Below are 21,592 nucleotides of genomic sequence, written 5' to 3'. Positions count from 1 at the left end.
GCTTCGGCGGCAGCGTGCTGGCCACCACCTCGCGGCGCAGCGGCGCGGCCGCGGCCGGCTCGGTGGCGGCGGCCCTGGCGGCGGTACCGCACCGGCTGCACGGCTGGGGCGCCGCCGGCGCCAACCCCTATGCCGGCATGCTGGCCTGGGCCGATGCGGTGGTGGCGACCGGCGATTCCGTCTCCATGCTGAGCGAGGCCCTGGCCACGAGCGCGCCGCTCTTCATCGCCGAGACCACCGAGGCGCCGCGCCACCGCGCCCTCTGGCGCAGCCTCTACGACTCCGGGCAGGCGCGGCGCCTCTCGCCCGGCGTGGCCTTCTTCCCGCGCGCCCCGCTGGACGAGGCGGGGCGGGTGGCGGCGGCGATCCGGGCACGCGGCTGGGCGTGAAGCCTCCGGCGCCGCGGCCGCCTCAGGACCGCGCCGCCACCCGGAAGGAGATCTGCGCCACGAGGCTGGCGCCCACGAGCACGAGCGCGGCCGTCAGCGCCGGGTCGGAGCCCAGCCCGGCCAGCGAGGTGCAGAGGGCGCCGACCGCCATCTGCGCGAAGCCGAACAGGCCGGCGGCCGAGCCCGCCACCGCCGGGTTGATGCCCACCGCCTGGGTCAGCGCCAGGGGCGAGGCGGCGCCGGCGCCCATGGTGAAGACGAACATGCTGCCCACGGCGAGGGGGACCGAGAGCTGCCCCAGCAGCACCCCGCCCAGCAGCAGGCCGGCGGCGGCCAGGCTCAGCAGGTTGGCGCCCACCATCAGGCGCTGCATCGGCAGGCGGGCGATGAGGCGCCCGGTCATCGCGCTGCCCACCCAGGCGCCGGCGATCAGGATGGCGAGATAGACGCCGACCTCCTCGGGCGGGCGATGCAGCTGGCCGCCGAAGATGAAGGGCGCGGAGGCGGTGAAGGCGTACATGGAGGTGGTGGCGCAGCCCCCGCCCAGGGCGAGCCCCAGGAAGGCGCGCGAGCCGATCAGCCGGCGGTAGTTGCGGCCGAGCGAGGCCAGGTCCGTGTTCGCGCCACGGGCGCCGGTCTCGGGCAGGATGCGCCAGGTCAGCAGGGCCAGGGCGAGGCCGAGGGCGCAGAGCACGCCGAAGATGGCGCGCCAGCCGAGCGCGGTCGCCAGCACGCCGCCCAGGATCGGCGCCAGGCCGGGGCCCAGCAGCACCATCAGGTTCATCAGGGCGAGGCGGCGCGCGGCTTGCTCCGGCCCGGCGGTGTCGCGCACGATGGCGCGGCCCAGCACCAGCCCGGCGCAACCCCCGAGCGCCTGGGCCAGCCGCGCCAGGATCAGGCCTGTGGCGGTGGCGGAGAAGGCGGCGGCCAGCCCGGAGACGGTGTAGAGGAGAAGGCCCGCCAGCAGCGTGACGCGGCGGCCGAAGCGGTCGGCGACCGGGCCATAGACCAGTTGGCCGAACGCCAGGCCGAGGATGTAGAGGCTGATCGTGGCCCGCATGGTGCCGTCGCTGGCCCGCAGCTCCGCCGCGGCGGCCGGCAGGGCGGGAATGAAGATGTGCATGGCGAGCGTGCCGCTGAGCGTGACCAGGGCCAGCAGCCAGAGCGGCGCCTGGCGCGGTGCCGCCATGGGGGCGGCGGCCTCATGCGGCGCCGGCGATCCGCCGGGCCGCCACGTCACGGCGCCGCCTCCGCGGCCAGCCTGGCGCCGATGTGGCGCAGCACGCGGTCCGCGATGACCAGTTCCGCCTCGTCGAGTCCGGCGAGCGCCGTCTCCCGCGCCGCCCGCGCCACCTGCTCCACCTGGGCGACCGTGGCGCGGCCCTGGTCAGTCAGCACCAGCACGCGGGCGCGGCGGTCGCCCTCCTCGCCGCGCCGCTCGACCAGCCCCGCCGCCTCCAGCGCATCCACCAGCCGCACCACGGAGGAGCCGTCCAGCGCGAGGGAGCGCGCGAGGTCTTTCTGCCGCATCGGCGCCTCGGCGCGGGCGATGCGCAGCAGCGGCAGCCAGGTGGCCTCGGTCAGCCCGAAGCGCTGCAGGCGGTTGTCGGCCCAGCGGCGCCACTGGCGCGCGGTCTGCGCCAGAAGACTGCCGAAACCCTGGCGGAGCTGCTCGGGGGAATGCGTCATGGCGGCCTCCAGGATCGCGGGCCAATAGATGGCATATCAACTATTGTGATACAATCTTCCCGCCTCCCTTGGGGTCTCTCCTCGGGGTCTTTCCTCGGGGCCGCTTGCCCGGGGGCGGGGCCGCGGCCATCCTCCGGCGCATCCGCCAACCACCGTCTGAGGATCGTCCATGTCCCGCTCCTATCGAATCGCTGTCGTGCCCGGGGATGGCATCGGCAAGGAAACCGTGCCGGAGGGGTTGCGGGTGCTGGATGCCGCGGCCCGGCGCTTCGGCTTCGAGCTGAAGCTCGATCACTACGACTGGTCCTGCGAGACCTATCAGAAGACCGGCCGCATGATGCCCGAGGACGGCATCGACCGGCTGCGGGAGAGCGACAGCGTGTTCCTGGGTGCGGTCGGCTGGCCCGGCGTGCCGGACCATGTCTCGCTCTGGGGCCTTCTGATCCCGATCCGGCGCGAATTCGACCAGTATATCAGCCTGCGTCCCTGCAAGCTGATGCCGGGCTGCAAGACGCCGCTGGCCAACCGCACGCCGGCCGAGATCGACTTCTACGTGGTGCGCGAGAACACCGAGGGCGAATACTCATCCTCGGGCGGGAAGATGTTCGCCGGCACCGAGCGGGAGTTCGTGACGCAGGACGCGGTGTTCACCCGCAAGGGCGTCGACCGGGTGATGAAATACGCCTTCGAGCTGGCGCGCACCCGTCCGCGCAGGAAAGTGACCAGCGCCACCAAGTCGAACGGCATCACCTTCACCATGCCCTACTGGGACGAACGCTTCGCCGAGATGGCGAAGCAGTATCCGGACGTCACCACCGATCAGTTCCACATCGACATCCTCTGCGCGCAGTTCGTGCAGCATCCGGACTGGTTCGACGTGGTGGTCGGCTCCAACCTGTTCGGCGACATCCTCTCCGATCTCGGCCCGGCGGTGGCGGGCTCCATCGGCATCGCGCCCAGCGCCAACATCAACCCGGAGAAGGCGCATCCCTCGATGTTCGAGCCGGTGCATGGCTCGGCACCCGACATCGCCGGCAAGCACATCTGCAATCCCATCGGCCAGATCTGGTCCGGCGCCATGATGCTGGAGCATCTGGGCGAGCCGGAAGCGGCGCGCGCCATCACCGAGTCCATCGAGAAGCTGCTGGCCGAGGGCGGCCCGCGCACCCGTGACATGGGCGGGCAGGCGGCGACGGCGGATGTCGGCAAGGCGCTGGCGGAGGCCGTCGCGGCCGCGGGCTGACCGAGAGGAACCTTGATGGTCCCGGCGGATCAGCCTATAAAACGGGCGGGATGAGTTGCGAGCGATTCTCAATTGTCTCGCAACTGCAGGAGATCGCTGATGGGCAATGACTTCAGCCACATCACCCGCCGCTGTGAGCGGGCGGTGGTGACGGCTTACAGGGAGCTGCGGGAAACCGGGAATGACGACCTGTCGTCCTTCCGGGCCTGTACGGCACTGTACCGGATCCACCACCCCGAATCCTCGGTCAGCGAGGCGCGTCGGCTGGTCTCCGAATGGATCGATCATCACGTGGTGCGGGGCGAATCCGGCCCGACCGACGGCTGCGACTGCCCCTGAGCGGCCAGGCGCGGCCTTCCGGCGTCCAGGACTGACAGGCCGCCCTCCGGGCGGCCTTTTCATCTCCACATTCTTTCATGCCACACCACGGCATCGCCAGGACCACGCCTCCGGTCGCGGCCCGGTGCCGGCGGAATTCCGCACGAGCGCGGAAAACATTGGCCTTCTCGGTGGTTATTCCCTGGCACGGCGGACTTAGAGCCGCCTGGACAACAGGGAAGCCACACATGCGCATGAAGACGGCCCTCGCGCTCGTCGCCGGCCTGATGGCCGCTCCGGCGGCCATGGCCCAGACCTCTCCTCAGTCCCAGACCCCCCAGGCGCAGCCTCCGCAGGGCACGGTGGGCTCGCCCGCCGCGCCGGGCGGCGGCGGCACGAGCATGCAGCAGGGGACGCCCGGCACGGCCGCGCCGCCGGCCGCCACCACGCCCCCGGCGACGACGGCGGCGCCGCGTAGCGAGGAGCGGTCCAGCCCGCCCACGACCGCCACGCCAACGGCGGGCGCCAACAGCTTCACCGAAGGCCAGGCCCGCAGCCGCCTCGAGGACGCCGGCTACACGGATGTCCAGGAACTGCGGAAGGATGACCAGGGCGTCTGGCGTGGCAGGGCGATGCGCAACGGCCAGAGAACCGATGTCGGCCTGGACTTCCAGGGCAACGTGGTGACCGGGAACGCACCCGCTCGCTGAGCACGAGGGGCGGCAGGGGCCGCCCGCGCATCTCCGTCAGGAAAGGGGACTCCCATGGCCCAGAAGACCATCACCCGGCTCTACGACACCCGCGACCACGCCCAGGCCGCGTTGCGGGATCTCGAGGCGGCCGGATTCTCGCATGACGATATCGGCATCGTCTCCAGTGACCACCGGGATGACACGACCGCCGCCACCCGTACTGCCTCCACCCATCAGGAAACCGAGGGTGAGACCAAGTCCGGGGCCGGCATCGGCGCCACCCTCGGCACTCTGGTGGGCGGCGGCGCGGGGCTCGCGGCCGGCCTCGGTGCGCTGGCGATCCCGGGGCTCGGCCCGATCGTCGCGGCCGGTGCGCTGGTGGCGGCTCTGACCGGCGCGGGTGCCGGCGCGGCGGCCGGCGGCGCCATCGGCGCGCTGACTGGCGCGGGCGTCAGTGAATCCGAGGCGCCGGTCTATGCCGAGGGCATCCGCCGGGGCGGCAGCATGGTGACGGTGCACGCGCCGGAGGAGCGGGAGGCGGAAGCCATCGCCATCCTCAATCGCCACAACCCGGTCGACATCGCCGGCCGCGAGGCCAGCTACCGCGAGAGCGGCTGGCGTGGCTACGAGGAGGACATGCCGCCGGAAGGCACCGGCCGGCCGGCGGTCAGCCCTCCGGGCGGCATCGGCGCCGCCGTGGACCCGACCGTGCCCGGCACCACGCCGTCCGACCGGCGGATCTGATACAGGCCTGCCGGGCCGAGAAACGGGGGGGCCGCGAGGCCCCCTCAGTCCGTCGCGGCGATCCCAGGGTCAGCGCCGTCCCGTATCCGGATCGAAGCGAACGTCGGGCCGGGCCAGACCGCCCGAGATTCCGACCGGCGTGCCATCGGCGCGCCAGCAGGCGGCACCCTCCAGCATGCCATCGGCATGGAAGCGGATCGCGCCCATGCCGCCGCCGATGTGCTTCACCCGCTGCACACGGTGGCCGAGAGCGGCGAGAGGTGTATCCAGTTCCGCCGCCACGTTTGGTTCCAGCTCCAGCGTATGCCCGTTCGTCCAGATGCGCGGCGCCTCCACGGCGTCCTGCAGGTCCATCCCGTGGTCGATGAGGTTGATCACGGCCTGCATGGCGGAGCCGAAGATGCGGAGGCCGCCCGGCAGGCCCAGGGCGAAGACCGGCCTGCCCTCGCGCCGGACGATGGTCGGTGCCATGGAGGTGAAGACCCGCTTGCCCGGCGCCACGGAGAGCGCCAGGCCGGGGTGCGGGTCGAAGTTGAACATGTAGTTGTTGGCGATCAGCCCGGTGCCGGGGACGGAGAAGCGGGCGCCGAACAGGCTGTTGATCGTCTGCGTGGTGGCGACGATGTTTCCCGCCGCGTCGGCCACCGTGACATGGGTCGTGTTGGGCGATTCCCGCCCGCCCGCGCCGATCGGCCGGCCGGCGGCGATGCCGGGTGACCAGTCCCGCGCCGCGTCGCGCCGCAGCAGGGCACGGCGCTCGGCCGCGTAGGCCTTGCTGGTCAGCCGCTGCACCGGCACCTCGATGAAGGCGGGGTCCGCCGTCGCGACGCCACGGTCGGCGAAGGCCAGCTTCAGCGCCTCGGCCAGCAGGTGGATGGTCGCGGTGCTGCCGGAGCCCGAGGCGGCGAGGTCGAAGCCCTCCAGCACGTTCAGCATCTGCGTCATGTGAACGCCGGAGGAGGACGGGGGCGGCGGCGCCAGGATCTCGAAGCCGCGGTAGTGGCCGATGACCGGCTGGCGCTCGACCACCGCATAGGTGTCGAGATCACCCGCGCCGATCAGGCCGCCTTCCGCCGCCATGTGCGCCACCAGCGCCCGTCCCAGCTCGCCGCCATACAGGGCCGCCGGCCCCCGCTCGCCGATCAGGCGCAGGGATTCCGCCAGCTCCGGCTGACGCAGCAGGGTTCCAGGGGCCACCGGGGCGCCATCCGGCAGGAAGGTGGCGGCGAGGCCGGGGTCGCGCGCCAGGTCGGCCGCGGCATCGCCGATGGCGCCCGTCAGATAGGCGGTGACACGAAAGCCCTCGGCGGCGGCCCGGATGGCCGGGCGGACCACCTCGGCCAGCGGCAGGCTGCCATGCTCCGCCAGCGCGCGGCACCAGCCGGCCAGCGCCCCGGGCACGCCCATCGCCAGGATGCCCACCGCGTTCGCCCGGCCCTCGGTTTCCTGATAGTCCGGCAGCCGGTCGGAGACGGGGCGGTAGAGGTCCGGCCGCGCGGCGGCGGGCGCGGTGGAGAGGCCGTCCAGCACGAGGTGGCGCCCGTCCGCCAGGCGCAGATGCGCCAGGCCGCCGCCCAGCGGCCCCACCATCATCGGCTCCACCACCGTCAGGGTGAACAGGGCGGCGATGGCGGCGTCGATGGCGTTGCCGCCGGACAGCAGCATCTCCGCGCCGGCCGCCGAGGCCACCGGATGGTTGGTCACGACCATGCCCCTGCTGGCCAGGGCGGGGCGCTTCTCGCAGGAGAAGGGGCTGCCGGCGCGCTGCCGCCAGGCCGGGCCGGTTGGACAAGGGTTCAAGGCGCTGCTCCTCCATTGCCGGAATGGCCAGCTTGCGCCGGGCAGGCGGATTGTCCAGCCGCCGCGCCGCGTGACGGAACTCTTGCCTCCGCCTTACCGTTTACAGTCCAGGACCGCGAGATGTGACCATGATGGACGGAACAGGAGGGACAGAGATGGGCCGGAATGAGGAGCCGGACGCAGAGACGATCGCCTTCGCGGGGCGGGTCTTCCAGGCCGCGCGCGAGGGCAGGGCGCACGAGCTGACGGAGGTTCTCGCTGCCGGACTTCCGCCCAATCTGTGCAATGACAAGGGCGACAGCCTGCTGATGCTGGCCTCCTACCATGGCCAGGAGGCGGTGGTGCAGACCCTGTTGCATCACGGGGCCGATGCGGACCTGCTGAACGACCGCGGCCAATCGCCCCTGACCGGCGCGGTGTTCAAGGGCTACGAGCCGATCGTGCGGCACCTCCTGCGGCATGGCGCGGCGGTCGATGGCAGCGGGCCGGACGGGCGGACACCGCTGATGGTCGCCGCCATGTTCAACCGCCTCGACATGATGCGGCTGCTCCTCGAGCACGGAGCCGATCCCGCCGCGCGGGACGCGATGGGCAACACGGCGATGGATGCGGCGCGTGCCATGGGGGCGTCGGACGCCATCGCCCTGCTGGAAGGGGGGACCGGCGCGGGCTGAGGCTCAGCGCCCCGCCCAGCGCAGGGCCGCCAGGGCCAGGGCGTCGATGGTGTCGATCAGCGGCAGGCCGATCGCGTCGGTGGAGCCGGCCTGGATGCCCAGCGGGATCTCGGTGCAGCCCAGCACCACCGCGGCGGCGCCGCGCGCCCGCAGGCGCGAGGCCATCTCGGCCAGCGGCGCATGGGCCTCGGCCGGCCGGTTGGCCTTGACCAGCGCGATGGCGGGGGAGACCAGCGCCGCCATCTCGGCGGGGTCCGGCACGATGCAGTCATAGCCCCGACCTTCCAGGCGGGACTGGTAGAGGCGCATATCCAGCGTCCCGGCCGTGCCGAGGATGCCGATGCGCCCGCCGTCGATGCCCTGCCGCGCCAGTTCGGCCGCCGCCGCGTCGACGATATGCAGGATCGGCAGGCGGGTGGCCGCCGCCAGGCCGTCGTACCAGCCATGCGCGGTGTTGCAGGGGATGGCGATGGCGCCGCAGCCCGCCGCCTCCAGGCCGCGCAGGCCGCGCAGCAGCCAGGGGAGGGGATCCTCGCCCTGGCCGAGGCGCGCCGCCGTGCGGTCGGGCACGCGGGGGTCGGACCAGAGCAGGGCCGGAAGGTGGTCCTGGTCCCGCTCCGCCGGGGTCAGCAGGGTGAGGCGGAGCATGAACTGCGCGCTGGCCAGCGGCCCCATGCCGCCCAGCACGCCGAGAAAGGGTCCCCCGAAAGGTCCCGGGGAGGAAGCGTCGCTCATAATCCCAGACCATCCGCGACCAGCTTCACGCCGGTCAGCGCCAGAAGAAGGTGGATCGACCGATAGAAGGCCCTGTCGCTGATCCGGCCATGCAGCCAGACGCCGAGGCGGATGCCGGCGGGCGCCAGCGGCAGCAGCACCAGGCTGGTCAGCAGATTCGACAGGCCGAGCTGGCCGAGCGCCGCGTAGGGCACGAGCTTCACATAGTTCATGACGCCGAAGAAGACCACCGTGGTGGCGGCGAGCGTCCCCCGGTCCAGGCGCAGCGGATAGAGGTAGACCGCGAGCGGGGGGCCACCGGCATGGGCGATGGTACTGGTGAAGCCGGAGATGGTGGACCAGAAGCCGCCCTTCCAGGCATTCGGCCGGCTGGGCGGCGGCGGGCCGCGCCGCGCCAGCCAGAGGCTGCGCGCCAGGAAGACGAGCGAGATCACGCCCACCATCAGCTTGACGTGCCGGTCGCTCATGGCGCCGAAGGCCAGGGTGCCGAGCAGGATGCCGAGCAGGCCGCCGGGAATGATGGCGCGCATCTCCCGCCAGCTCCACCGGCCCCACCAGGCGCGCAGGCCGGCGAGGTCCATGGCGCAGAGCACCGGCAGGCTGATGGCGGCGGCCTGCGGCGCGGGGATCAGCAGCGCCATGGCGGGGACGGAGAGATTGCCGCCGCCCGAGGCGAAGCCGCCCTTGCTGATGCCGGTGATCAGCAGGGCGGGGACGGCCAGGGCATAGAACCAGGGGTCGGTGACGAGGAGGTCCGACCAGGGCAGGGGGGCGTGAAGGGGGAAGGGCACGGGCTGACGGAACCGGACGTGGGGTGTAAGCACTAGCGCGCGATCGCCGAAGACGAAATCGCCGGAAGCGTCGATCGCGGTCCTCGTCTCCGCCTGCCCTTCCGTCCGTCGCCAAGGTAGCCCTGCTTCATGGAACACATGTCCGACCCGCTCTGGCTCGCGGGTCTTGCCGTCGCGATGGCCGTCACCGGCCTGATCTCGGGGACGCTGGCCGGCCTGCTCGGCGTCGGTGGCGGCATCGTCATCGTGCCGGTGCTGTTCAACATCCTGCCGCTCTTCGGCATCCCCGAAGCGGTGCAGATGAAGCTGGCCGTCGGCACCAGCCTCGCCACCATCATCCCGACCTCGATCATCTCGGCCCGCAAGCACTATGCCCGCGGCGCCATCGACACCGGACTGCTGAAGGCGATCTGGCCATCGATGGTGATCGGCGTCGCGCTCGGCACCGTGGCGGCGATCTGGCTGCATGGCAGCGCGCTCTCGGCGGTCTTCGCCACCATCGCGCTGCTGGTCGCGCTCAACATGGGCTTCACGGGGGTGGACTACAAAATCCGCGACGTGACGCCGCGCGGCCCGGGCCTCTGGGGCATCGGCGGCTTCATCGGCATGGTCTCGGCGATGATGGGCATCGGCGGCGGCACGGTGGGCGTGCCGATCCTCTCCATGTTCGGCACGCCGATCCGCTCGGCGGTCGCCACCTCCTCGGTCTTCGGGCTGATCATCTCCATCCCGGCGACCGTCGGCTTCATCTATGGCGGCTGGGGCGCGCACGATCTGCCGCCCTTCTCGCTCGGCTACGTCAACCTGATCGGCTTCCTGCTGATCGTGCCGAGTTCGCTGCTGGCGACGCCCTGGGGCGTGCATCTGGCGCACACCATCCCGCCGCTGATGCTCAAGCGCGCCTTTGCCATCTTCCTGGCGATCACCGCGGTGCGGATGTTCTACAGCCTGATCTTCTGAGGCACCGGCGGGGGCGGCGCCGCGGGCCCCGCCTCCTCCATCCCGAGCAGCGCGCGCAGCCGGGCCTGGCGCGGCTCCAGCAGGTCGGCCAGGCTGTGCCGGTCGAGCACGGCGAGGAAGGCCGCCAGCGCCTCGGCCAGCACCGCCTGCAACTCGCAGTTCCCGGCGATCAGGCAGGGCGTGCCGGCCTGCGCGCCCGCGCCGGGGAAGCAGGCGACCAGCGCCAGATCCTCCTCCGTCGCGCGCACCACGGCGCCAAGGCCGATCTCGCGCGCCGGGCGGGCCAGCCGCAATCCGCCGCCCCGCCCGCGCAGCGTCTCCAGGAAGCCGGCGCGGCCCAGCCCGTGCACCACCTTGGTCAGATGGTTCTCGGAGATGCGGAAGGCCTGGGCGATCTCCAGGATCGACGCCAGCCGGCCAGCCCGCAGCCCGACGAAGATGAGGGTCCGAAGCGCATAGTCGGTGTGCAGGGTCAGGCGCATGGAAAAGATATATGGGATTTACAGCTTAACTTCACGGGGCTTATAAGATGCATGTCGTATGCATCTTAAGGCCAACGCCATGCCCACCCCGCTCTCCGACTCCACCATCGCCCTGGTGAAGGCGTCCGTGCCCGCGCTGGAAGCCAAGGGGCTGGAGATCACCCGCACCATGTATGGCCGGATGTTCCAAGACCCGGCGATCCGCGACCTGTTCAACCAGTCGCACCATGGCGGGACGGGCGCGCAGCCGCGGGCGCTGGCCGCCGCCGTGCTGGCCTATGCGCAGAACATCGACAATCTTGGCGTGCTGCTGCCGGCGGTGGAGCGCATCGCGCAGAAGCACGTGGCGCTGAACATCCTGCCCGAGCACTATCCGGCGGTGGGCACGGCGCTGCTCGGCGCCATCCAGGAGGTGCTCGGCGAGGCCGCGACGCCCGAGATCATTGCCGCCTGGAGCGAGGCCTACTGGTTCCTCGCCGAGGTGCTGATCGGCCGCGAGGCGGAGGTCTACCGCGCGCAGGCCGCGGCCCGGGGCGGCTGGAACGGCTGGCGCGACTTCCGCATCGCCGAGAAGGTGCGCGAAAGCGAGGTCATCACCTCCTTCCACCTGCGCCCGGTGGATGGCGGGCCGGTGATGCGGCACCGCCCCGGCGAGTACCTGACCTTCTGGCTGAACCTTCCCGACCATGCGCCGCTGAAGCGCAACTACAGCATCTCCGCCGCCCCGTCCGGGGAGGGCTACCGCATCTCGGTGAAGCGCGAGCCCCAGGGCGTCGTCTCCAACTGGCTGCATGACACGGCGCAGGTCGGCACCGTGCTGAAGACGGCCGCCCCGGCGGGCGACTTCGTTCTGGCGGACAGCCAGCGTCCGGCCCTCTTCCTCTCGGGCGGCGTTGGCCAGACCCCGCTGCTCAGCATGCTGGAGGACCTCCTGGCACGCCGGCCGGAGGCGCGGGCGCATTGGGTGCACGGCACGCAGAGCGGCGCCACCCACGCCTTCGGCCCGCATCTGCGGAGCCTGGCCGCGCGGCATCCCGGCCTGGCTCTCGACGTCTTCTACGAGGCGCCGCGCCCGCAGGATGTCCAGGGCCGCGATCACGACCATGCCGGCCTGCCCGACGCCGCCTGGCTGCTTGGGGAGACGGCGGCGCGCGAGGCGGAGATCTATCTCTGCGGCCCGCGCCCCTTCCTGAGGCATTTCGTCGGTGGGCTGATGCGCGCCGGCGTCCCGGCGGAGCGGCTGCATTACGAGTTCTTCGGCCCGGCGGACGAGCTTCTGGCGGCCTGAAGCGGAGCGCCGGCCCGAGCCTCTCCGGGCCGGCGAGACCCCTCCCGGCGGAGGCTCAGCGCCCGGCGAAGCCCTTTCCAGGCACGCGGTATTCCGCGCGCGGCGGGCTGAAGATATCCAGCACCCGCGCGCCGTCCGGCCCGGCGCGCATGGTGTGCGGCACGCCGCCCGGCGTGCGCCAGAAGTCGCCCTTCCGCACCGCGATCTCCTCGCCGCCCTGGATGCGCACGGCGCTCCCCTCCAGCAGGACCCCCCATTGCTCCTCGGGGTGGTGGTGGATCTCGCCCGCGGCGCCCGGCGCGATGGTCACGATGGAGAGCATGGCGTGCTCGCCGGCGAAGATGTGGGTGGACAGGCCCGGCGCGGGCCGGCCCCGCGTCCCGGGCGTTCAGGCCGAGGGCGCCGGCCCGCGCCGCAGCCCCGGCAGCAGCGGCCAGAGCACGGCGAGCACCGTCATCACCCAGAGGCCGATGGAGACGGGGGAGGCCAGCAGCACCATCGGGTCGCCATCGCTGAGCGAGAGGGCGCGGCGCAGATTGTCCTCCAGCAGCCGCCCCAGCACGAAGCCGAGGATGATCGGCACCAGCGGCACGTCCAGCTTGCGGAACAGCCAGCCGACGACGCCGAAGCCCACCGCCAGCAGCAGGTCCGCGGCCGAGTTGGAGACGACGTAGACACCCGCGAAGGAGATGCCGATCACCAGCGGATAGAGCGCCCAGGCCGGCACCATCAGCAGCCGGGCGAAAAGCCCGACCAGCGGCAGGTTCAGCACCAGCAGCATGACGTTGCCGATGTACATGCTGGCGATCAGCCCCCAGGCGACCTCGGGGCGCTGCTCGAACAGCAGCGGGCCGGGGGTGATGTTGTACATCAGCAGCGCGCCGAGCAGCACGGCGGTAGTGCCGGAACCGGGAATGCCGAGGGCCAGCATCGGCACCATGTTGCCGATCTGCGCCGCGTTGTCGGCCGTCTCCGGCGCCGCGACGCCGCGGATGTCGCCACGGCCGAAGGTGCCATCGCGCCCCTGCATCCGCTTCTCGGTCGAATAGGAGAGGGCGGCGGCGATCGAGGCACCGGCGCCGGGCAGCACGCCGATGACGAAGCCGATGCCGGTGGAGCGCAGCATGGTCGGCCCGCAGCGGCGGATCTCGGAGAGGCGGAGCCGCGCCCCCCGGCCGAGATGGCTCGCCGCCGCCGTCACCGGGCTCTCCAGCAGCAGCAGGATCTCGCTGATGGCGAAGAGGCCGATGGCCAGCACGGTGAAGTCGATGCCGCCCAGCAATTCCAGGCTGCCGAAGGTGAAGCGCTCGATGCCCGTGCCGCCGTCGATGCCGATCATGGAGAGCAGCAGGCCGAGCGAGGCGGCCGCCCAGGTCTTGGCCGCGTTGCCGGCGGCGACGGCGCCGAGCAGCGAGAGCGCGAAGGCGATCAGCGCCACGTAATCGGCCGGCGAGAAGCCGACGGCGGCGCGCGAGAGCGGCACGGAGAGGAAGGTCATCAGCACGACGGACAGCGTCGCGCCGACGAAGCTGCCGATGCCCGAGATGGCCAGCGCCGCGCTGCCCCGCCCAGCCTTGGCCATCGGATGGCCGTCGAGCGTGGTCAGCACGGCCGCCGGCTCGCCCGGCATGTTGAGCAGGATGGCGGCGATACGCCCGCCATAGCCCGAACCGTAATAGACGGCGGCGAGCAGGATCAGCGCGCTCTCGGGCGGCAGCTTCAGCGCGAAGACCAGCGGCAGCAGCAGGGCGATGGCGTTCAGCGGCCCGAGGCCAGGGAGCGCGCCGATGGCGGTGCCGGCGAAGCTGCCGCAGAGCGCCAGCAGCAGGTTCAGCGGTGTCAGCGCGACGGCGAAGCCACCGGCGAGCTGCGAGAAGGCATCGAGCATCCGGGAATCCCGCCTGTCAGGAACCGAGGGTCAGAAGCCGAGGGGGCCGCGCGGCAGCGGCAGATCCAGCAGGGTGTCCATCAGCAGAAACAGCGCCGGCGCCGTCACCGCCGCCGCCAGCAGGGATTGCGCCCAGTTCCCGGCGAAGGCGCGGGCGATGACCAGGCAGAGCAGCGCCGTGGCCAGGATGAAGCCGAGCGGGATCAGCAGGAAGGCATAGGCGACCATGGCGGCGATGCAGGCCAGTCCCTTCCAGGGCGGCCCGCCGGCCTCCCAGCCGAGGCCGGGGCGCAGCAGCAGCGCCAGGGCGGCGAGGCCGAGCACCATGGCGACCACGCCGGGGAAGGCCTTGGGCCCCAGCGGATCGGCGGCGAAGGGCACCTGCAGCGACAGGGCGTGCCACAGCGCGCCGGTCGCGACCAGCAGCAGCGCCACGCCCAGCGACCGGTCCGGCGCCGTGGAATGGGCCAGGGCGCGCGGCGGGTGCGGCTCCGCCGCCGGCAGGTCGGTCACTGCGAGACCAGCCCCACATCCTTCGCCAGCGCGCGGTACTCGGCGGTGCGCTTCTTGGCCAGGGCGTCGAACTCGGCGCCGGTGACGTTGTATTCGAACAGACCGGCGCCGCTGCGCGCCTCGGCATAGCGCGGATCGGCCTGCAGCTTGCGGATCGCGCCCACCCAGAAGTCATAGGCGGCGTCGGGTGCGCGGGGCGGCATGTAGAAGCCGCGGACGATGGTCCATTCGGCGTCCACGCCCTGCTCCTTCGCCGTCGGCACCGCGGCGAAGACGCCCGGCAGGCGCTCCGGCGAGAGCACGGCGAGCAGCCGGATCTCGCCCGCCTGCAACTGGCCCTGCACCTCGGAGGCATCGCCGGGAAAGACCTGGATATGGCCGCCGAGCAGCGCCGCCATCGACTGCCCGCCGCCCTCGAAGGGCACGTAGCGCAGCTTGCGCGGGTCGGCGCCCGCGGCCTTGGCGATCAGCGCGGCCTTGGTCCAGTCCTGGCTGCCGACGGCCCCGCCCGCGCCCATCGGCACGCTGCCGGGATCGGCCTTCAGCGCCGCCATCAGGTCGGCCAGCGTCCTGAGCTTGCTGTCCTTGTGCACGGCGATGACACCGAAATCCGCGCCGATGGCGCCGATCCAGCGCACGTCGTTCTCGGTCCAGCGGCCGAAGCGGCCCTGCGCCAGATTGACCCAGGAGCCGGTGGAGACGGCGACGATGACATTCGGATCGGCGCCGCGCTGCGCGATCACCTGGTTCATCGCCACCGCGCCGATGCCGCCCGGCATGTTCTGCGTGCGGATGGCCGGGCCGACGATGCCGTACTCGTTCAGCAGCCGCGCCGTGGTGCGGCAGGTCAGGTCGAAGCCGCCGCCCGGCGCCGCCGGGGCAATGCATTCCGGGTTCTGCGGGGTGAAGCCCTGGGCGCGGGCCGGGGCGGTGGCCGGCAGGGTGGCGGCCGACACGGCGAGGGCTGCCAGAAGGGCGCGGCGCAACATCAGGGGCATCTCCCGCAAGGATTTCTTGCGGGAATGCTCCGCCGCCGGCGCACTCTCGTCAAGCCGAGGCTGCCGGCGGCAGGCCCCACCTGCCTGTCCCTTGCGCAGCCTGATCAAGGCAGTGGCGGGCGGCGGACTGGCGCGGCCCGACGGGACCGGCCGGCGGGTCGTCCGGCGCTGGACGCGGGCCGGCCGGGGCGGCAGGTTCCGGCACGGGCCCGGCCGGGGTCCCGGATGGCGAGAGGGCGAGGCGAGGGCGGATGGTCAAGCTTCTGGTGAAGTCGGGTGGCGAGAAGGCGCTGGGCCACTGGCGGGAGTGCTTCCGGGCGGCCGATCCGCGGCTCGATGTGCATTTCTGGGACGATCCCGCCGTGCGGCCGGAGGAGGTCGATTACGTCGTCGTCTGGGAGCCGCAGCCGGGCCGCCTGGCGAAGCTGCCCAATCTGCGCGTCGTCTTCTCCTCGGCCGCCGGGGTCGACCACATCACCTGCGATCCCGCCTGGCCGCGCCACCTGCCGCTGGTCCGCATGGGCGGGGAGGGCACGGCGCAGCGCATGGGCGAGTATGTCGTCTGGGCCTGCCTGTCCCTGTTGCGGGAGATGCGGCACTTCGCCCTGGGCCAGGCGGTGGCGGAGTGGCGGCACAAGGAGGCGCGTTTCGATGCCCCCATGCGCCGCGTCGGCATCATGGGCCTCGGCAATCTCGGCCGCCGCGCCGCCGAGATGCTGCGCGGCGTCGGCTTCCCCGTGCAGGGCTGGTCGCGTTCGCGCAAGGATCTCCCGGGCGTGCGCAGCTTCGCCGGGGCGGCGGAACTGCCGGCCTTCCTGGCGAGCACCGACATGCTGGTCTGCCTGCTGCCCTCCACGCCGGAGACCGCCGGCCTGATCGACGCCCGCCTGCTGTCGCAACTGCCGTGCGGGGCGGAACTGGTGAATGCCGGGCGCGGCTCCCATCTGGTGGTACCCGACCTGCTGGCCGCGCTCGACAGCGGCCATCTGGCCGGGGCCGTGCTCGACGTCTTCGAGGAGGAGCCTTTGCCGCCCGCCAGCCCGCTCTGGGCGCATCCCGGAGTTACGATCACGCCACATGTCGCTTCGATGTCGAGCAGGCCGGAGCGCGCGCGCTACATTGTGGACGCCATCGCGGCCTTCGAGGCCGGGCGTCCGCTCCCCAATCTTTACGACCCCGAGCGAGGATATTGAATGCTCCTGATCCCCCCGCCCGTCCGCCCCGATCCGGAGCACGTCCCGACCGAGCGGGAGTTGCGGGAGGATCTCGCCTGCGCCTATCGGTTGCTGGCGCATTTCGGCATGACCGACCTCGTCTACACCCATCTCTCGGTGCGGGTGCCGGGCGGGCATGGCCACCAGTTCCTGGTGAATCCCTATGGCCTGCTTTTCGAGGAGGTCACCGCCTCCTCCCTCGTCATGGTCGATGCCGACGGGGTCGCGCTGCAGCGCACGACCTGGCCGGTCAATCCGGCGGGCTTCGTGATCCACTCCGCCCTGCATCGCGGCGCGCCGCGGGCGCAATGCGTGATGCACACCCATACCCTGGCCGGCATGACGGTGGCCGCCCAGGCCGGCGGCCTGCTGCCGCTCAACCAGATGAACATGGAACTGCACGACCGCGTTGCCATCCATGAATACGAAGGCATCGCGGCGATGGACAATCTGGAGGAGCGGGACCGCATCGTGCGCGACATGGGCGACCGGTGTGCCATGATCATGCGCAACCATGGATTGCTGACCATCGGTCGCACCGTCGCGGAGGCGTTCTACTGGATGTACTACCTGGAGCAGTCCTGCCGCATCCAGGTCGCGGCGCAGTCCACGGGCGCGCCGCTGTCCCTGCCGCCCCCGGCGGTGGTGGAGCGGGTGCGCGGACAGGCATCGGATTCCCCGGTCAAGGGATGGCTGCCCTGGCAGGCGCTGAAGCGGAAGATGGACCGCGAGCAGCCGGACTACCGGGACTAAGGCGCCGCCCCTTCCGAGACGGCACCCCGGCCCCCGCGCCTCACTTCTTCACGACGTTCCAGAACACCGGCACGGTGGTCGGCAGCAGCCCGTCCAGGTTGTTCCGCCAGGCCGACTTGGTGCGGAACTGCCCGGCATTGATGTAGGGCAGGCTCTCATAGGCCTGGGCATGCACCTGGTCGAGCAGGGCGCGGCGCTTCTCGGCATCCGGCTCCTCCCACCAGGCGCGGCGCAGCTGCTCCAGCTCCGGGTCGCAGGGCCAGCCGGTCAGGCCGCCCTCGCAGGGGCTGGCGAGGTAGAGGTTGGAGAGCGGATTGCCGGCATCCAGCGCATTGGCGATGGTGACGAAGAGGTTCCAGCCGCCCTGGGCAGGGGGCTCGCGCCGGTTGCGGCGCACGGTCACGGTCGCCCAGTCGGTGGTCTGCACATCCATGGCGAAGCCGGCGCGGCGGAACTGCTCGGCCAGCACCAGGGTGGAGTTGCTGTTCAGCGGATTGTCGGCGCCACTCAGGAAGACCACCGGGGCGTTGTCGTAGCCCGCCTCCTTCAGCAGCGCGCGGACCTTGGCCGGATCCGGATCGCGCAGGCCGCTGGCGCCGGCGGCCGTCTCCAGTGGCGTGCCGCACATGAAGTAGGCCGGGCAATAGGCGACCTGATCCTCATCGGGGATGCCCATCCCCTGCAGCACCTCCTGCTGGCTGATCGCCTGGAGCAGGGCGCGGCGCAGGCGCGGGTCGTTGAAGGGCGGCTGGCTGTGGTTGAGGCGCAGCCAGACCATGCTGCCCACCGGGTTGATCAGCCCCACCGTGACCCCGCGCGCCTTCTGCAGCAGGGGCAGCAGGTCGGGCGCCGGATGCTCGATGAAGTCGATCTCGCCATTGGTCAGCGCATTGGCCGCGACGGCGGCATCCGGCATGGCGAGCCATTCGACACGCTCGACCTGGGCGACCTTGCCGCCGGCCAGGCCATCGGCCGGCTCGGGGCGAGGCCTGTAGTTCGCGTTGCGGCGATAGACCGCGCGGTCGCCGATGCGCCAGTTCGCGAGGTCGAGGATGAAGGGGCCGGAGCCGGTCGGGTCGGTGATGGCGGTGGTGGCCGGCGTGCTGGCGATGCGCTCCGGCATGACGAAGAGCGCGCTGGCCGTCGGCCGGGCCAGCGCCTCGGTGATCAGGCCGAAGGGGCGGCTCAGCTTCAGCTCGAAGCTGCGGTCGTCGATCACCTCCAGCGAGGCGGTGGCGGCCATCAGCGCCTTGCCGACGACATCGCGCGCGCCCCAGCGGCGGATCGAGGCCACCGCGTCGGCGGCCCGCACCGGCGCGCCGTCATGGAAGGCGAGGCCGTCGCGCAGGGTGAAGCGGTGCGTCATGGCATCGGCCGAGACGACATGCTCGCCGACCATCTGCGGCCGCGCCACGCCCTGGCTGTCCATCGCGAAGAGCTGGTCATAGACCAGGAAGCCATGGTTGCGCGCGAAGGCGGCGGCCGACATCACCGGATCGATCGTCGTCATCTCGTTGCTGAGGACGACGCGCAAGGTGTCCTTCGGGGTCTGCGCCACCGCGGGAGAGGCGGCGAGCAGCACCGCCGTGGCCAGCAGCGTGGCCCGGCGCCGCAGGCCGCGGGCGAGGAATGGGATCATCGGCAAGGCGGTGCTCTCCTGCGGCCTCCGTGAGGCCATGATGGTCGCGTCTGGCGTGTCGCACAGGTCGTCGCATAGCAGGAACCGGGCCGCCAGCCAGCGTGGAAGGCCCGCGATCCGCCTGAGGAAGGCATTTCGGACCTCGGAGCGGGCCTTGTGCGAAGAAGGTATCGCAGGGCAATTGCGCCGATCCGAGGGAGTCTCGCGTATGCCCGGTGGCGTGGCGTCCCCGGCCGGGTTTTGCCTCGAATCCAGGCAGGCGCGCTGTTTGCTGCATCGCGAAGGCAAATCGACCGATTGACGGTGCCTGCGGGCATGATGACATTTCATCAACCCGAGGGGATCTGTCATGAACATCGCCACCGCACCGCTGATGAACTGCTCCGAAGAGGAATGGCAGATCCGCTGCGACCTCGCGGCGCTCTACCGCCTCGTCGCGCATTTCCGCATGACCGACTTCATCTACACCCATATCAGCGCACGGGTTCCAGGCCCCGAGCACCACTTCCTGATCAACCGCTATGGCGTGCTCTTCGATCAGATGAAGGCCAGCGACCTGGTGAAGATCGATCTCCACGGCAATATCGTCGAGGAGGGAGCTGAGACCAAGCAGGTCAACGCGGCGGGCTTCACCATCCATTCGGCGCTGCACATGTCGCGCGATGATGCCTTCTGCGTCGTCCACACGCACACCGCCGCCGGCATCGCCGTCTCGGCGCAGAAGCAGGGGCTGCTGCCGATCAGCCAGCACGCGCTGAAGTTCTACGGCCATCTCGCCTATCACGGCTATGAGGGCATCGCGCTGGATCTCGACGAGCGCGAGCGCCTGGTCGCCGACCTCGGCACGAACAAGGCCATGATCCTGCGCAACCACGGCCTGCTGGTCGCCGGCCGCAGCATCCCCGAGGCCTTCAACCTGATCTACTACCTGGAGCGCGCCTGCCAGGCGCAGGTGGCGGCGCTCGCGGGCGGCGCCGAGCTGGTGCTGCCGCCGGAGGAGGTCCGCCTCAGGACCGCCGCGCAGTTCAACGGCGATCCGGCGCGCTCGCTGGCGCATGCCGAATGGGCCTGGGGATCGGCCTTGCAACTCATCGAAGGCAGCAAGCCGGACTGGCGCGCGTAATGGCTGATCTGCTGATCTCCGGCGGCCGCATCTTCCGTGGTCTCTCGGCCGGCTTCGCCGAGGCGATGGCGGTGAAGGACGGCCGCGTCCTCGCCATCGGCAGCCTCGATGAGGTGGCGCCGCTGGCCGGTGCCGGAACGCGCCGCATCGACCTCGGCGGGCGGGTGGCGACACCGGCGCTGAACGAGGCGCATATGCACCTCCTGCCCTATGGCCTCGGCCTGTCGCAGGTGAACCTGCGGCCGGAAGAGGTCCGCACGCTGGACGAGGTGCTGGCGCGCATCGCCGCCGCGGCGCGGAACACGCCGAAGGGCGAATGGATCCTGGGCCGCGGCTACGATCACGGCGAGCTGGATATCGGCCGGCATCCGCTCGCCGGCGAGCTGGACCGCGTGGCGCCCGATCATCCGGTCTTCATCGTGCGCACCTGCGGCCATGTCGCCGTGGCCAACAGCGCGGCGATGAAGCGTGCCGGCGTCGGCCACAACACGCCCGATCCCGAGGGTGGCGCCATCGAGCGCAAGGGCGGGCAGCTCACCGGCCTGTTCCAGGAACGGGCGATGCGCCTGATCCGCGACGTCATGCCGCCGCCCGGCGAGGCGCAGATGGTCGCCGCCATCGAGGCAGCCGGACGCGAGCTCGCGGCCCTCGGCTTCGCCTCCGCCAGCGACATGAACGTCGGCATGACCGCCGGCATGGCCGAGATCGGCGCCTATCGCCGCGCCGCGGCCGAGGGGCGGCTGATGCAGCGCATGTGGCAGGTGCTGGCCGGCAACCCCGAGGGCATCGCCCGCGCCGCCTGGGAGGAGGGGCTGCGGCCCTCGGTCTCGGTCGGCGAGCGGGCCGAGGATCTGCTGGCCTGGGGCGCGGTGAAGGTCTTCGGCGACGGCTCGGCGGGCGGGCTCACCGCCGCCTTCTTCGATCCCTATCTGGAGAGCGCCGGCGGCGGCACCGGCATCTTCTGCTTCCCCGACGCGGCGATGCAGGAGATGCTGGCGCATTACCACGCGCAGGGGTGGCAGCTCGACATCCATGCCATCGGCGACGCCGGCATCGAGCAGGTGCTGGTGGCGATGGAGCGCGCCTCCACCCCGGCGCAGCCGATCGAGGGGCGGCGCCACCGCATCGAGCACTGCGGCTTCCTCAACGCCGACCAGCGGCGGCGCATGTTGCGGCATGGCATCATCCCCATTCCGCAGCCGCTCTTCATGTACGAGTTCGGCGATCTCTACCTCCGCAACCTCGGCCGCGAGCGCACCGAGGCGGCCTATCCGATGCGCACCTGGCTGGAGGAGGGGCACCATCCGGCGGCCTCCTCGGACAGCCCGGTCTGCACGGTGAACCCGTTCCAGAACCTGTTCACCATGGTCACGCGCAAGACCAATCGCGGCACGGTGCTGGGTGCCGGGGAGTGCCTGACGCCCGAGCAGGCGATGCACTGCTACACCTGGTGCGGCGCGTATTCGCAGTTCGCCGAGAGCGAGCGCGGCACGCTGGAGCCGGGCATGCAGGCGGACATCGCCGTCTTCTCGCGCGACCTGTTCACCGTCGCGCCGGAGGACATCCTGACCACGCAGGCCGACCTGACGCTGCGCGGCGGCAAGGTTCTCTTCGACCGCCATGGCGAGGCCGCCGCGCTGGCCGGCGCCGCGGACTGAC

General features: G+C 71.6%; 23 protein-coding genes. 12 read left to right on the top strand and 11 right to left on the bottom strand.

What is annotated here, in order from left to right; genetic code table 11:
- Window positions 1–389, top strand: a 389-nt coding sequence (locus ACVMLK_RS05390; protein ID WP_457485824.1) for an ELM1/GtrOC1 family putative glycosyltransferase, incomplete at its 5' end; no start/stop codon positions are given.
- 22 nt (window positions 390–411) lie between these two features.
- On the opposite strand, the gene ACVMLK_RS05385 is transcribed toward ACVMLK_RS05390, so the two are convergent.
- On the bottom strand, window positions 412–1,578 hold the full coding sequence (locus tag ACVMLK_RS05385) for a Bcr/CflA family efflux MFS transporter (protein WP_457485823.1): 1,167 nt from the start codon (window positions 1,576–1,578) through the stop codon (window positions 412–414).
- Window positions 1,579–1,625: 47 nt separating this feature from the next.
- A complete protein-coding gene (locus ACVMLK_RS05380) occupies window positions 1,626–2,078 on the bottom strand; it encodes a MarR family winged helix-turn-helix transcriptional regulator (RefSeq protein WP_457485822.1) in 453 nt (150 codons plus the stop codon).
- A 169-nt stretch (window positions 2,079–2,247) separates the two neighbouring features.
- On the opposite strand from ACVMLK_RS05380, the gene ACVMLK_RS05375 reads away from it, so the two are divergent.
- From ACVMLK_RS05375 to ACVMLK_RS05360, 4 genes are all read left to right on the top strand, one after another.
- Window positions 2,248–3,321, top strand: a complete 1,074-nt coding sequence (locus ACVMLK_RS05375) for a tartrate dehydrogenase (protein ID WP_422921458.1) — start codon at window positions 2,248–2,250, stop codon at window positions 3,319–3,321.
- A gap of 99 nt (window positions 3,322–3,420) precedes the next feature.
- Window positions 3,421–3,660, top strand: coding sequence for a hypothetical protein (locus ACVMLK_RS05370; RefSeq protein WP_198364473.1), 240 nt, complete (start codon window positions 3,421–3,423; stop codon window positions 3,658–3,660).
- A gap of 227 nt (window positions 3,661–3,887) precedes the next feature.
- Window positions 3,888–4,349 carry a PepSY domain-containing protein gene (locus ACVMLK_RS05365; RefSeq protein WP_198364474.1) on the top strand — a complete coding sequence of 154 codons (462 nt, stop codon included), beginning with the start codon at window positions 3,888–3,890 and terminating at the stop codon, window positions 4,347–4,349.
- Window positions 4,350–4,403: 54 nt separating this feature from the next.
- Window positions 4,404–5,075 carry a general stress protein gene (locus ACVMLK_RS05360; RefSeq protein ID WP_198364475.1) on the top strand — a complete coding sequence of 224 codons (672 nt, stop codon included), beginning with the start codon at window positions 4,404–4,406 and terminating at the stop codon, window positions 5,073–5,075.
- Window positions 5,076–5,144: 69 nt separating this feature from the next.
- Here ACVMLK_RS05360 and ggt read toward each other — a convergent pair whose 3' ends face one another.
- Window positions 5,145–6,875, bottom strand: coding sequence for a gamma-glutamyltransferase (ggt, locus tag ACVMLK_RS05355; RefSeq protein WP_457485821.1), 1,731 nt, complete (start codon window positions 6,873–6,875; stop codon window positions 5,145–5,147).
- Window positions 6,876–7,030: 155 nt separating this feature from the next.
- Here ggt and ACVMLK_RS05350 point away from each other — a divergent pair, with 155 nt between their 5' ends.
- Window positions 7,031–7,549 (top strand): ankyrin repeat domain-containing protein, encoded by a 519-nt coding sequence (locus ACVMLK_RS05350; RefSeq protein ID WP_198364476.1) that lies wholly within the window; start codon window positions 7,031–7,033, stop codon window positions 7,547–7,549.
- Between the two features lie 3 nt (window positions 7,550–7,552).
- Here ACVMLK_RS05350 and cuyB read toward each other — a convergent pair whose 3' ends face one another.
- Together cuyB and ACVMLK_RS05340 are read right to left on the bottom strand one after the other, a co-directional pair.
- Window positions 7,553–8,284, bottom strand: a complete 732-nt coding sequence (cuyB, locus tag ACVMLK_RS05345; protein ID WP_457485820.1) for a cysteate racemase — start codon at window positions 8,282–8,284, stop codon at window positions 7,553–7,555.
- Window positions 8,281–9,075, bottom strand: a complete 795-nt coding sequence (locus tag ACVMLK_RS05340; RefSeq protein WP_370591904.1) for a sulfite exporter TauE/SafE family protein — start codon at window positions 9,073–9,075, stop codon at window positions 8,281–8,283. Before ACVMLK_RS05340 ends, cuyB begins: the two co-directional genes overlap by 4 nt.
- A gap of 138 nt (window positions 9,076–9,213) precedes the next feature.
- On the opposite strand from ACVMLK_RS05340, the gene ACVMLK_RS05335 reads away from it, so the two are divergent.
- Window positions 9,214–10,035 carry a sulfite exporter TauE/SafE family protein gene (locus ACVMLK_RS05335; protein WP_457485819.1) on the top strand — a complete coding sequence of 274 codons (822 nt, stop codon included), beginning with the start codon at window positions 9,214–9,216 and terminating at the stop codon, window positions 10,033–10,035.
- Here ACVMLK_RS05335 and ACVMLK_RS05330 read toward each other — a convergent pair.
- A complete protein-coding gene (locus ACVMLK_RS05330) occupies window positions 10,017–10,517 on the bottom strand; it encodes an Rrf2 family transcriptional regulator (RefSeq protein WP_457485818.1) in 501 nt (166 codons plus the stop codon). The genes ACVMLK_RS05335 and ACVMLK_RS05330 overlap by 19 nt on opposite strands.
- Window positions 10,518–10,596: 79 nt before the next feature.
- Between ACVMLK_RS05330 and hmpA the strand changes: the two genes are divergently transcribed.
- Window positions 10,597–11,805: an NO-inducible flavohemoprotein gene (gene hmpA / locus ACVMLK_RS05325; RefSeq protein ID WP_457485817.1), complete on the top strand. Its 1,209-nt coding sequence runs from the start codon at window positions 10,597–10,599 to the stop codon at window positions 11,803–11,805.
- Window positions 11,806–11,860: 55 nt separating this feature from the next.
- Here hmpA and ACVMLK_RS05320 read toward each other — a convergent pair whose 3' ends face one another.
- From ACVMLK_RS05320 to ACVMLK_RS05305, 4 genes are all read right to left on the bottom strand, one after another.
- Entirely contained in the window at window positions 11,861–12,127 is a 267-nt protein-coding gene (locus ACVMLK_RS05320) for a cupin domain-containing protein (RefSeq protein ID WP_457485816.1), read from the bottom strand.
- Window positions 12,128–12,193: 66 nt separating this feature from the next.
- Window positions 12,194–13,693 carry a tripartite tricarboxylate transporter permease gene (locus ACVMLK_RS05315; RefSeq protein ID WP_198364480.1) on the bottom strand — a complete coding sequence of 500 codons (1,500 nt, stop codon included), beginning with the start codon at window positions 13,691–13,693 and terminating at the stop codon, window positions 12,194–12,196.
- A gap of 30 nt (window positions 13,694–13,723) precedes the next feature.
- Complete coding sequence (locus ACVMLK_RS05310; RefSeq protein WP_198364481.1) at window positions 13,724–14,206, bottom strand: tripartite tricarboxylate transporter TctB family protein; 483 nt, start codon at window positions 14,204–14,206, stop codon at window positions 13,724–13,726.
- Window positions 14,203–15,204, bottom strand: coding sequence for a tripartite tricarboxylate transporter substrate binding protein (locus tag ACVMLK_RS05305; protein ID WP_422921451.1), 1,002 nt, complete (start codon window positions 15,202–15,204; stop codon window positions 14,203–14,205). The genes ACVMLK_RS05310 and ACVMLK_RS05305 overlap by 4 nt, the downstream gene beginning before the upstream one ends.
- Before the next feature lie 251 nt (window positions 15,205–15,455).
- Between ACVMLK_RS05305 and ACVMLK_RS05300 the strand changes: the two genes are divergently transcribed.
- Together ACVMLK_RS05300 and ACVMLK_RS05295 are read left to right on the top strand one after the other, a co-directional pair.
- Complete coding sequence (locus ACVMLK_RS05300; protein ID WP_457485815.1) at window positions 15,456–16,397, top strand: 2-hydroxyacid dehydrogenase; 942 nt, start codon at window positions 15,456–15,458, stop codon at window positions 16,395–16,397.
- Window positions 16,398–17,171, top strand: coding sequence for a class II aldolase/adducin family protein (locus tag ACVMLK_RS05295; RefSeq protein WP_198364484.1), 774 nt, complete (start codon window positions 16,398–16,400; stop codon window positions 17,169–17,171).
- A gap of 40 nt (window positions 17,172–17,211) precedes the next feature.
- Here ACVMLK_RS05295 and ACVMLK_RS05290 read toward each other — a convergent pair whose 3' ends face one another.
- Entirely contained in the window at window positions 17,212–18,810 is a 1,599-nt protein-coding gene (locus ACVMLK_RS05290; RefSeq protein ID WP_457485825.1) for an ABC transporter substrate-binding protein, read from the bottom strand.
- Window positions 18,811–19,159: 349 nt separating this feature from the next.
- Here ACVMLK_RS05290 and ACVMLK_RS05285 point away from each other — a divergent pair, with 349 nt between their 5' ends.
- Both ACVMLK_RS05285 and ACVMLK_RS05280 read left to right on the top strand, forming a co-directional pair.
- Window positions 19,160–19,933 (top strand): class II aldolase/adducin family protein, encoded by a 774-nt coding sequence (locus tag ACVMLK_RS05285; RefSeq protein WP_198364485.1) that lies wholly within the window; start codon window positions 19,160–19,162, stop codon window positions 19,931–19,933.
- The gene (locus ACVMLK_RS05280; RefSeq protein ID WP_198364486.1) at window positions 19,933–21,591 is read left to right on the top strand and encodes an amidohydrolase; all 1,659 of its coding nucleotides are present in this window, start codon (window positions 19,933–19,935) and stop codon (window positions 21,589–21,591) included. Before ACVMLK_RS05285 ends, ACVMLK_RS05280 begins: the two co-directional genes overlap by 1 nt.
- Window position 21,592 lies beyond the last annotated feature (1 nt).

Source organism: Teichococcus aerofrigidensis, from assembly GCF_054073225.1.
This window is presented reverse-complemented; position numbering and strand designations above follow the sequence as displayed.

Coding starts and splice junctions, on each gene's coding strand:
- ACVMLK_RS05385 (WP_457485823.1), bottom strand. CDS start 1,578: ATGGCGGCACCGCGCCAGGCGCCGCTCTGGCTGCTGGCCCTGGTCACG.
- ACVMLK_RS05380 (WP_457485822.1), bottom strand. CDS start 2,078: ATGACGCATTCCCCCGAGCAGCTCCGCCAGGGTTTCGGCAGTCTTCTG.
- ACVMLK_RS05375 (WP_422921458.1), top strand. CDS start 2,248: ATGTCCCGCTCCTATCGAATCGCTGTCGTGCCCGGGGATGGCATCGGC.
- ACVMLK_RS05370 (WP_198364473.1), top strand. CDS start 3,421: ATGGGCAATGACTTCAGCCACATCACCCGCCGCTGTGAGCGGGCGGTG.
- ACVMLK_RS05365 (WP_198364474.1), top strand. CDS start 3,888: ATGCGCATGAAGACGGCCCTCGCGCTCGTCGCCGGCCTGATGGCCGCT.
- ACVMLK_RS05360 (WP_198364475.1), top strand. CDS start 4,404: ATGGCCCAGAAGACCATCACCCGGCTCTACGACACCCGCGACCACGCC.
- ACVMLK_RS05350 (WP_198364476.1), top strand. CDS start 7,031: ATGGGCCGGAATGAGGAGCCGGACGCAGAGACGATCGCCTTCGCGGGG.
- cuyB (WP_457485820.1), bottom strand. CDS start 8,284: ATGAGCGACGCTTCCTCCCCGGGACCTTTCGGGGGACCCTTTCTCGGC.
- ACVMLK_RS05335 (WP_457485819.1), top strand. CDS start 9,214: ATGTCCGACCCGCTCTGGCTCGCGGGTCTTGCCGTCGCGATGGCCGTC.
- ACVMLK_RS05330 (WP_457485818.1), bottom strand. CDS start 10,517: ATGCGCCTGACCCTGCACACCGACTATGCGCTTCGGACCCTCATCTTC.
- hmpA (WP_457485817.1), top strand. CDS start 10,597: ATGCCCACCCCGCTCTCCGACTCCACCATCGCCCTGGTGAAGGCGTCC.
- ACVMLK_RS05320 (WP_457485816.1), bottom strand. CDS start 12,127: ATGCTCTCCATCGTGACCATCGCGCCGGGCGCCGCGGGCGAGATCCAC.
- ACVMLK_RS05315 (WP_198364480.1), bottom strand. CDS start 13,693: ATGCTCGATGCCTTCTCGCAGCTCGCCGGTGGCTTCGCCGTCGCGCTG.
- ACVMLK_RS05305 (WP_422921451.1), bottom strand. CDS start 15,204: ATGCCCCTGATGTTGCGCCGCGCCCTTCTGGCAGCCCTCGCCGTGTCG.
- ACVMLK_RS05300 (WP_457485815.1), top strand. CDS start 15,456: ATGGTCAAGCTTCTGGTGAAGTCGGGTGGCGAGAAGGCGCTGGGCCAC.
- ACVMLK_RS05295 (WP_198364484.1), top strand. CDS start 16,398: ATGCTCCTGATCCCCCCGCCCGTCCGCCCCGATCCGGAGCACGTCCCG.
- ACVMLK_RS05290 (WP_457485825.1), bottom strand. CDS start 18,810: ATGATCCCATTCCTCGCCCGCGGCCTGCGGCGCCGGGCCACGCTGCTG.
- ACVMLK_RS05285 (WP_198364485.1), top strand. CDS start 19,160: ATGAACATCGCCACCGCACCGCTGATGAACTGCTCCGAAGAGGAATGG.
- ACVMLK_RS05280 (WP_198364486.1), top strand. CDS start 19,933: ATGGCTGATCTGCTGATCTCCGGCGGCCGCATCTTCCGTGGTCTCTCG.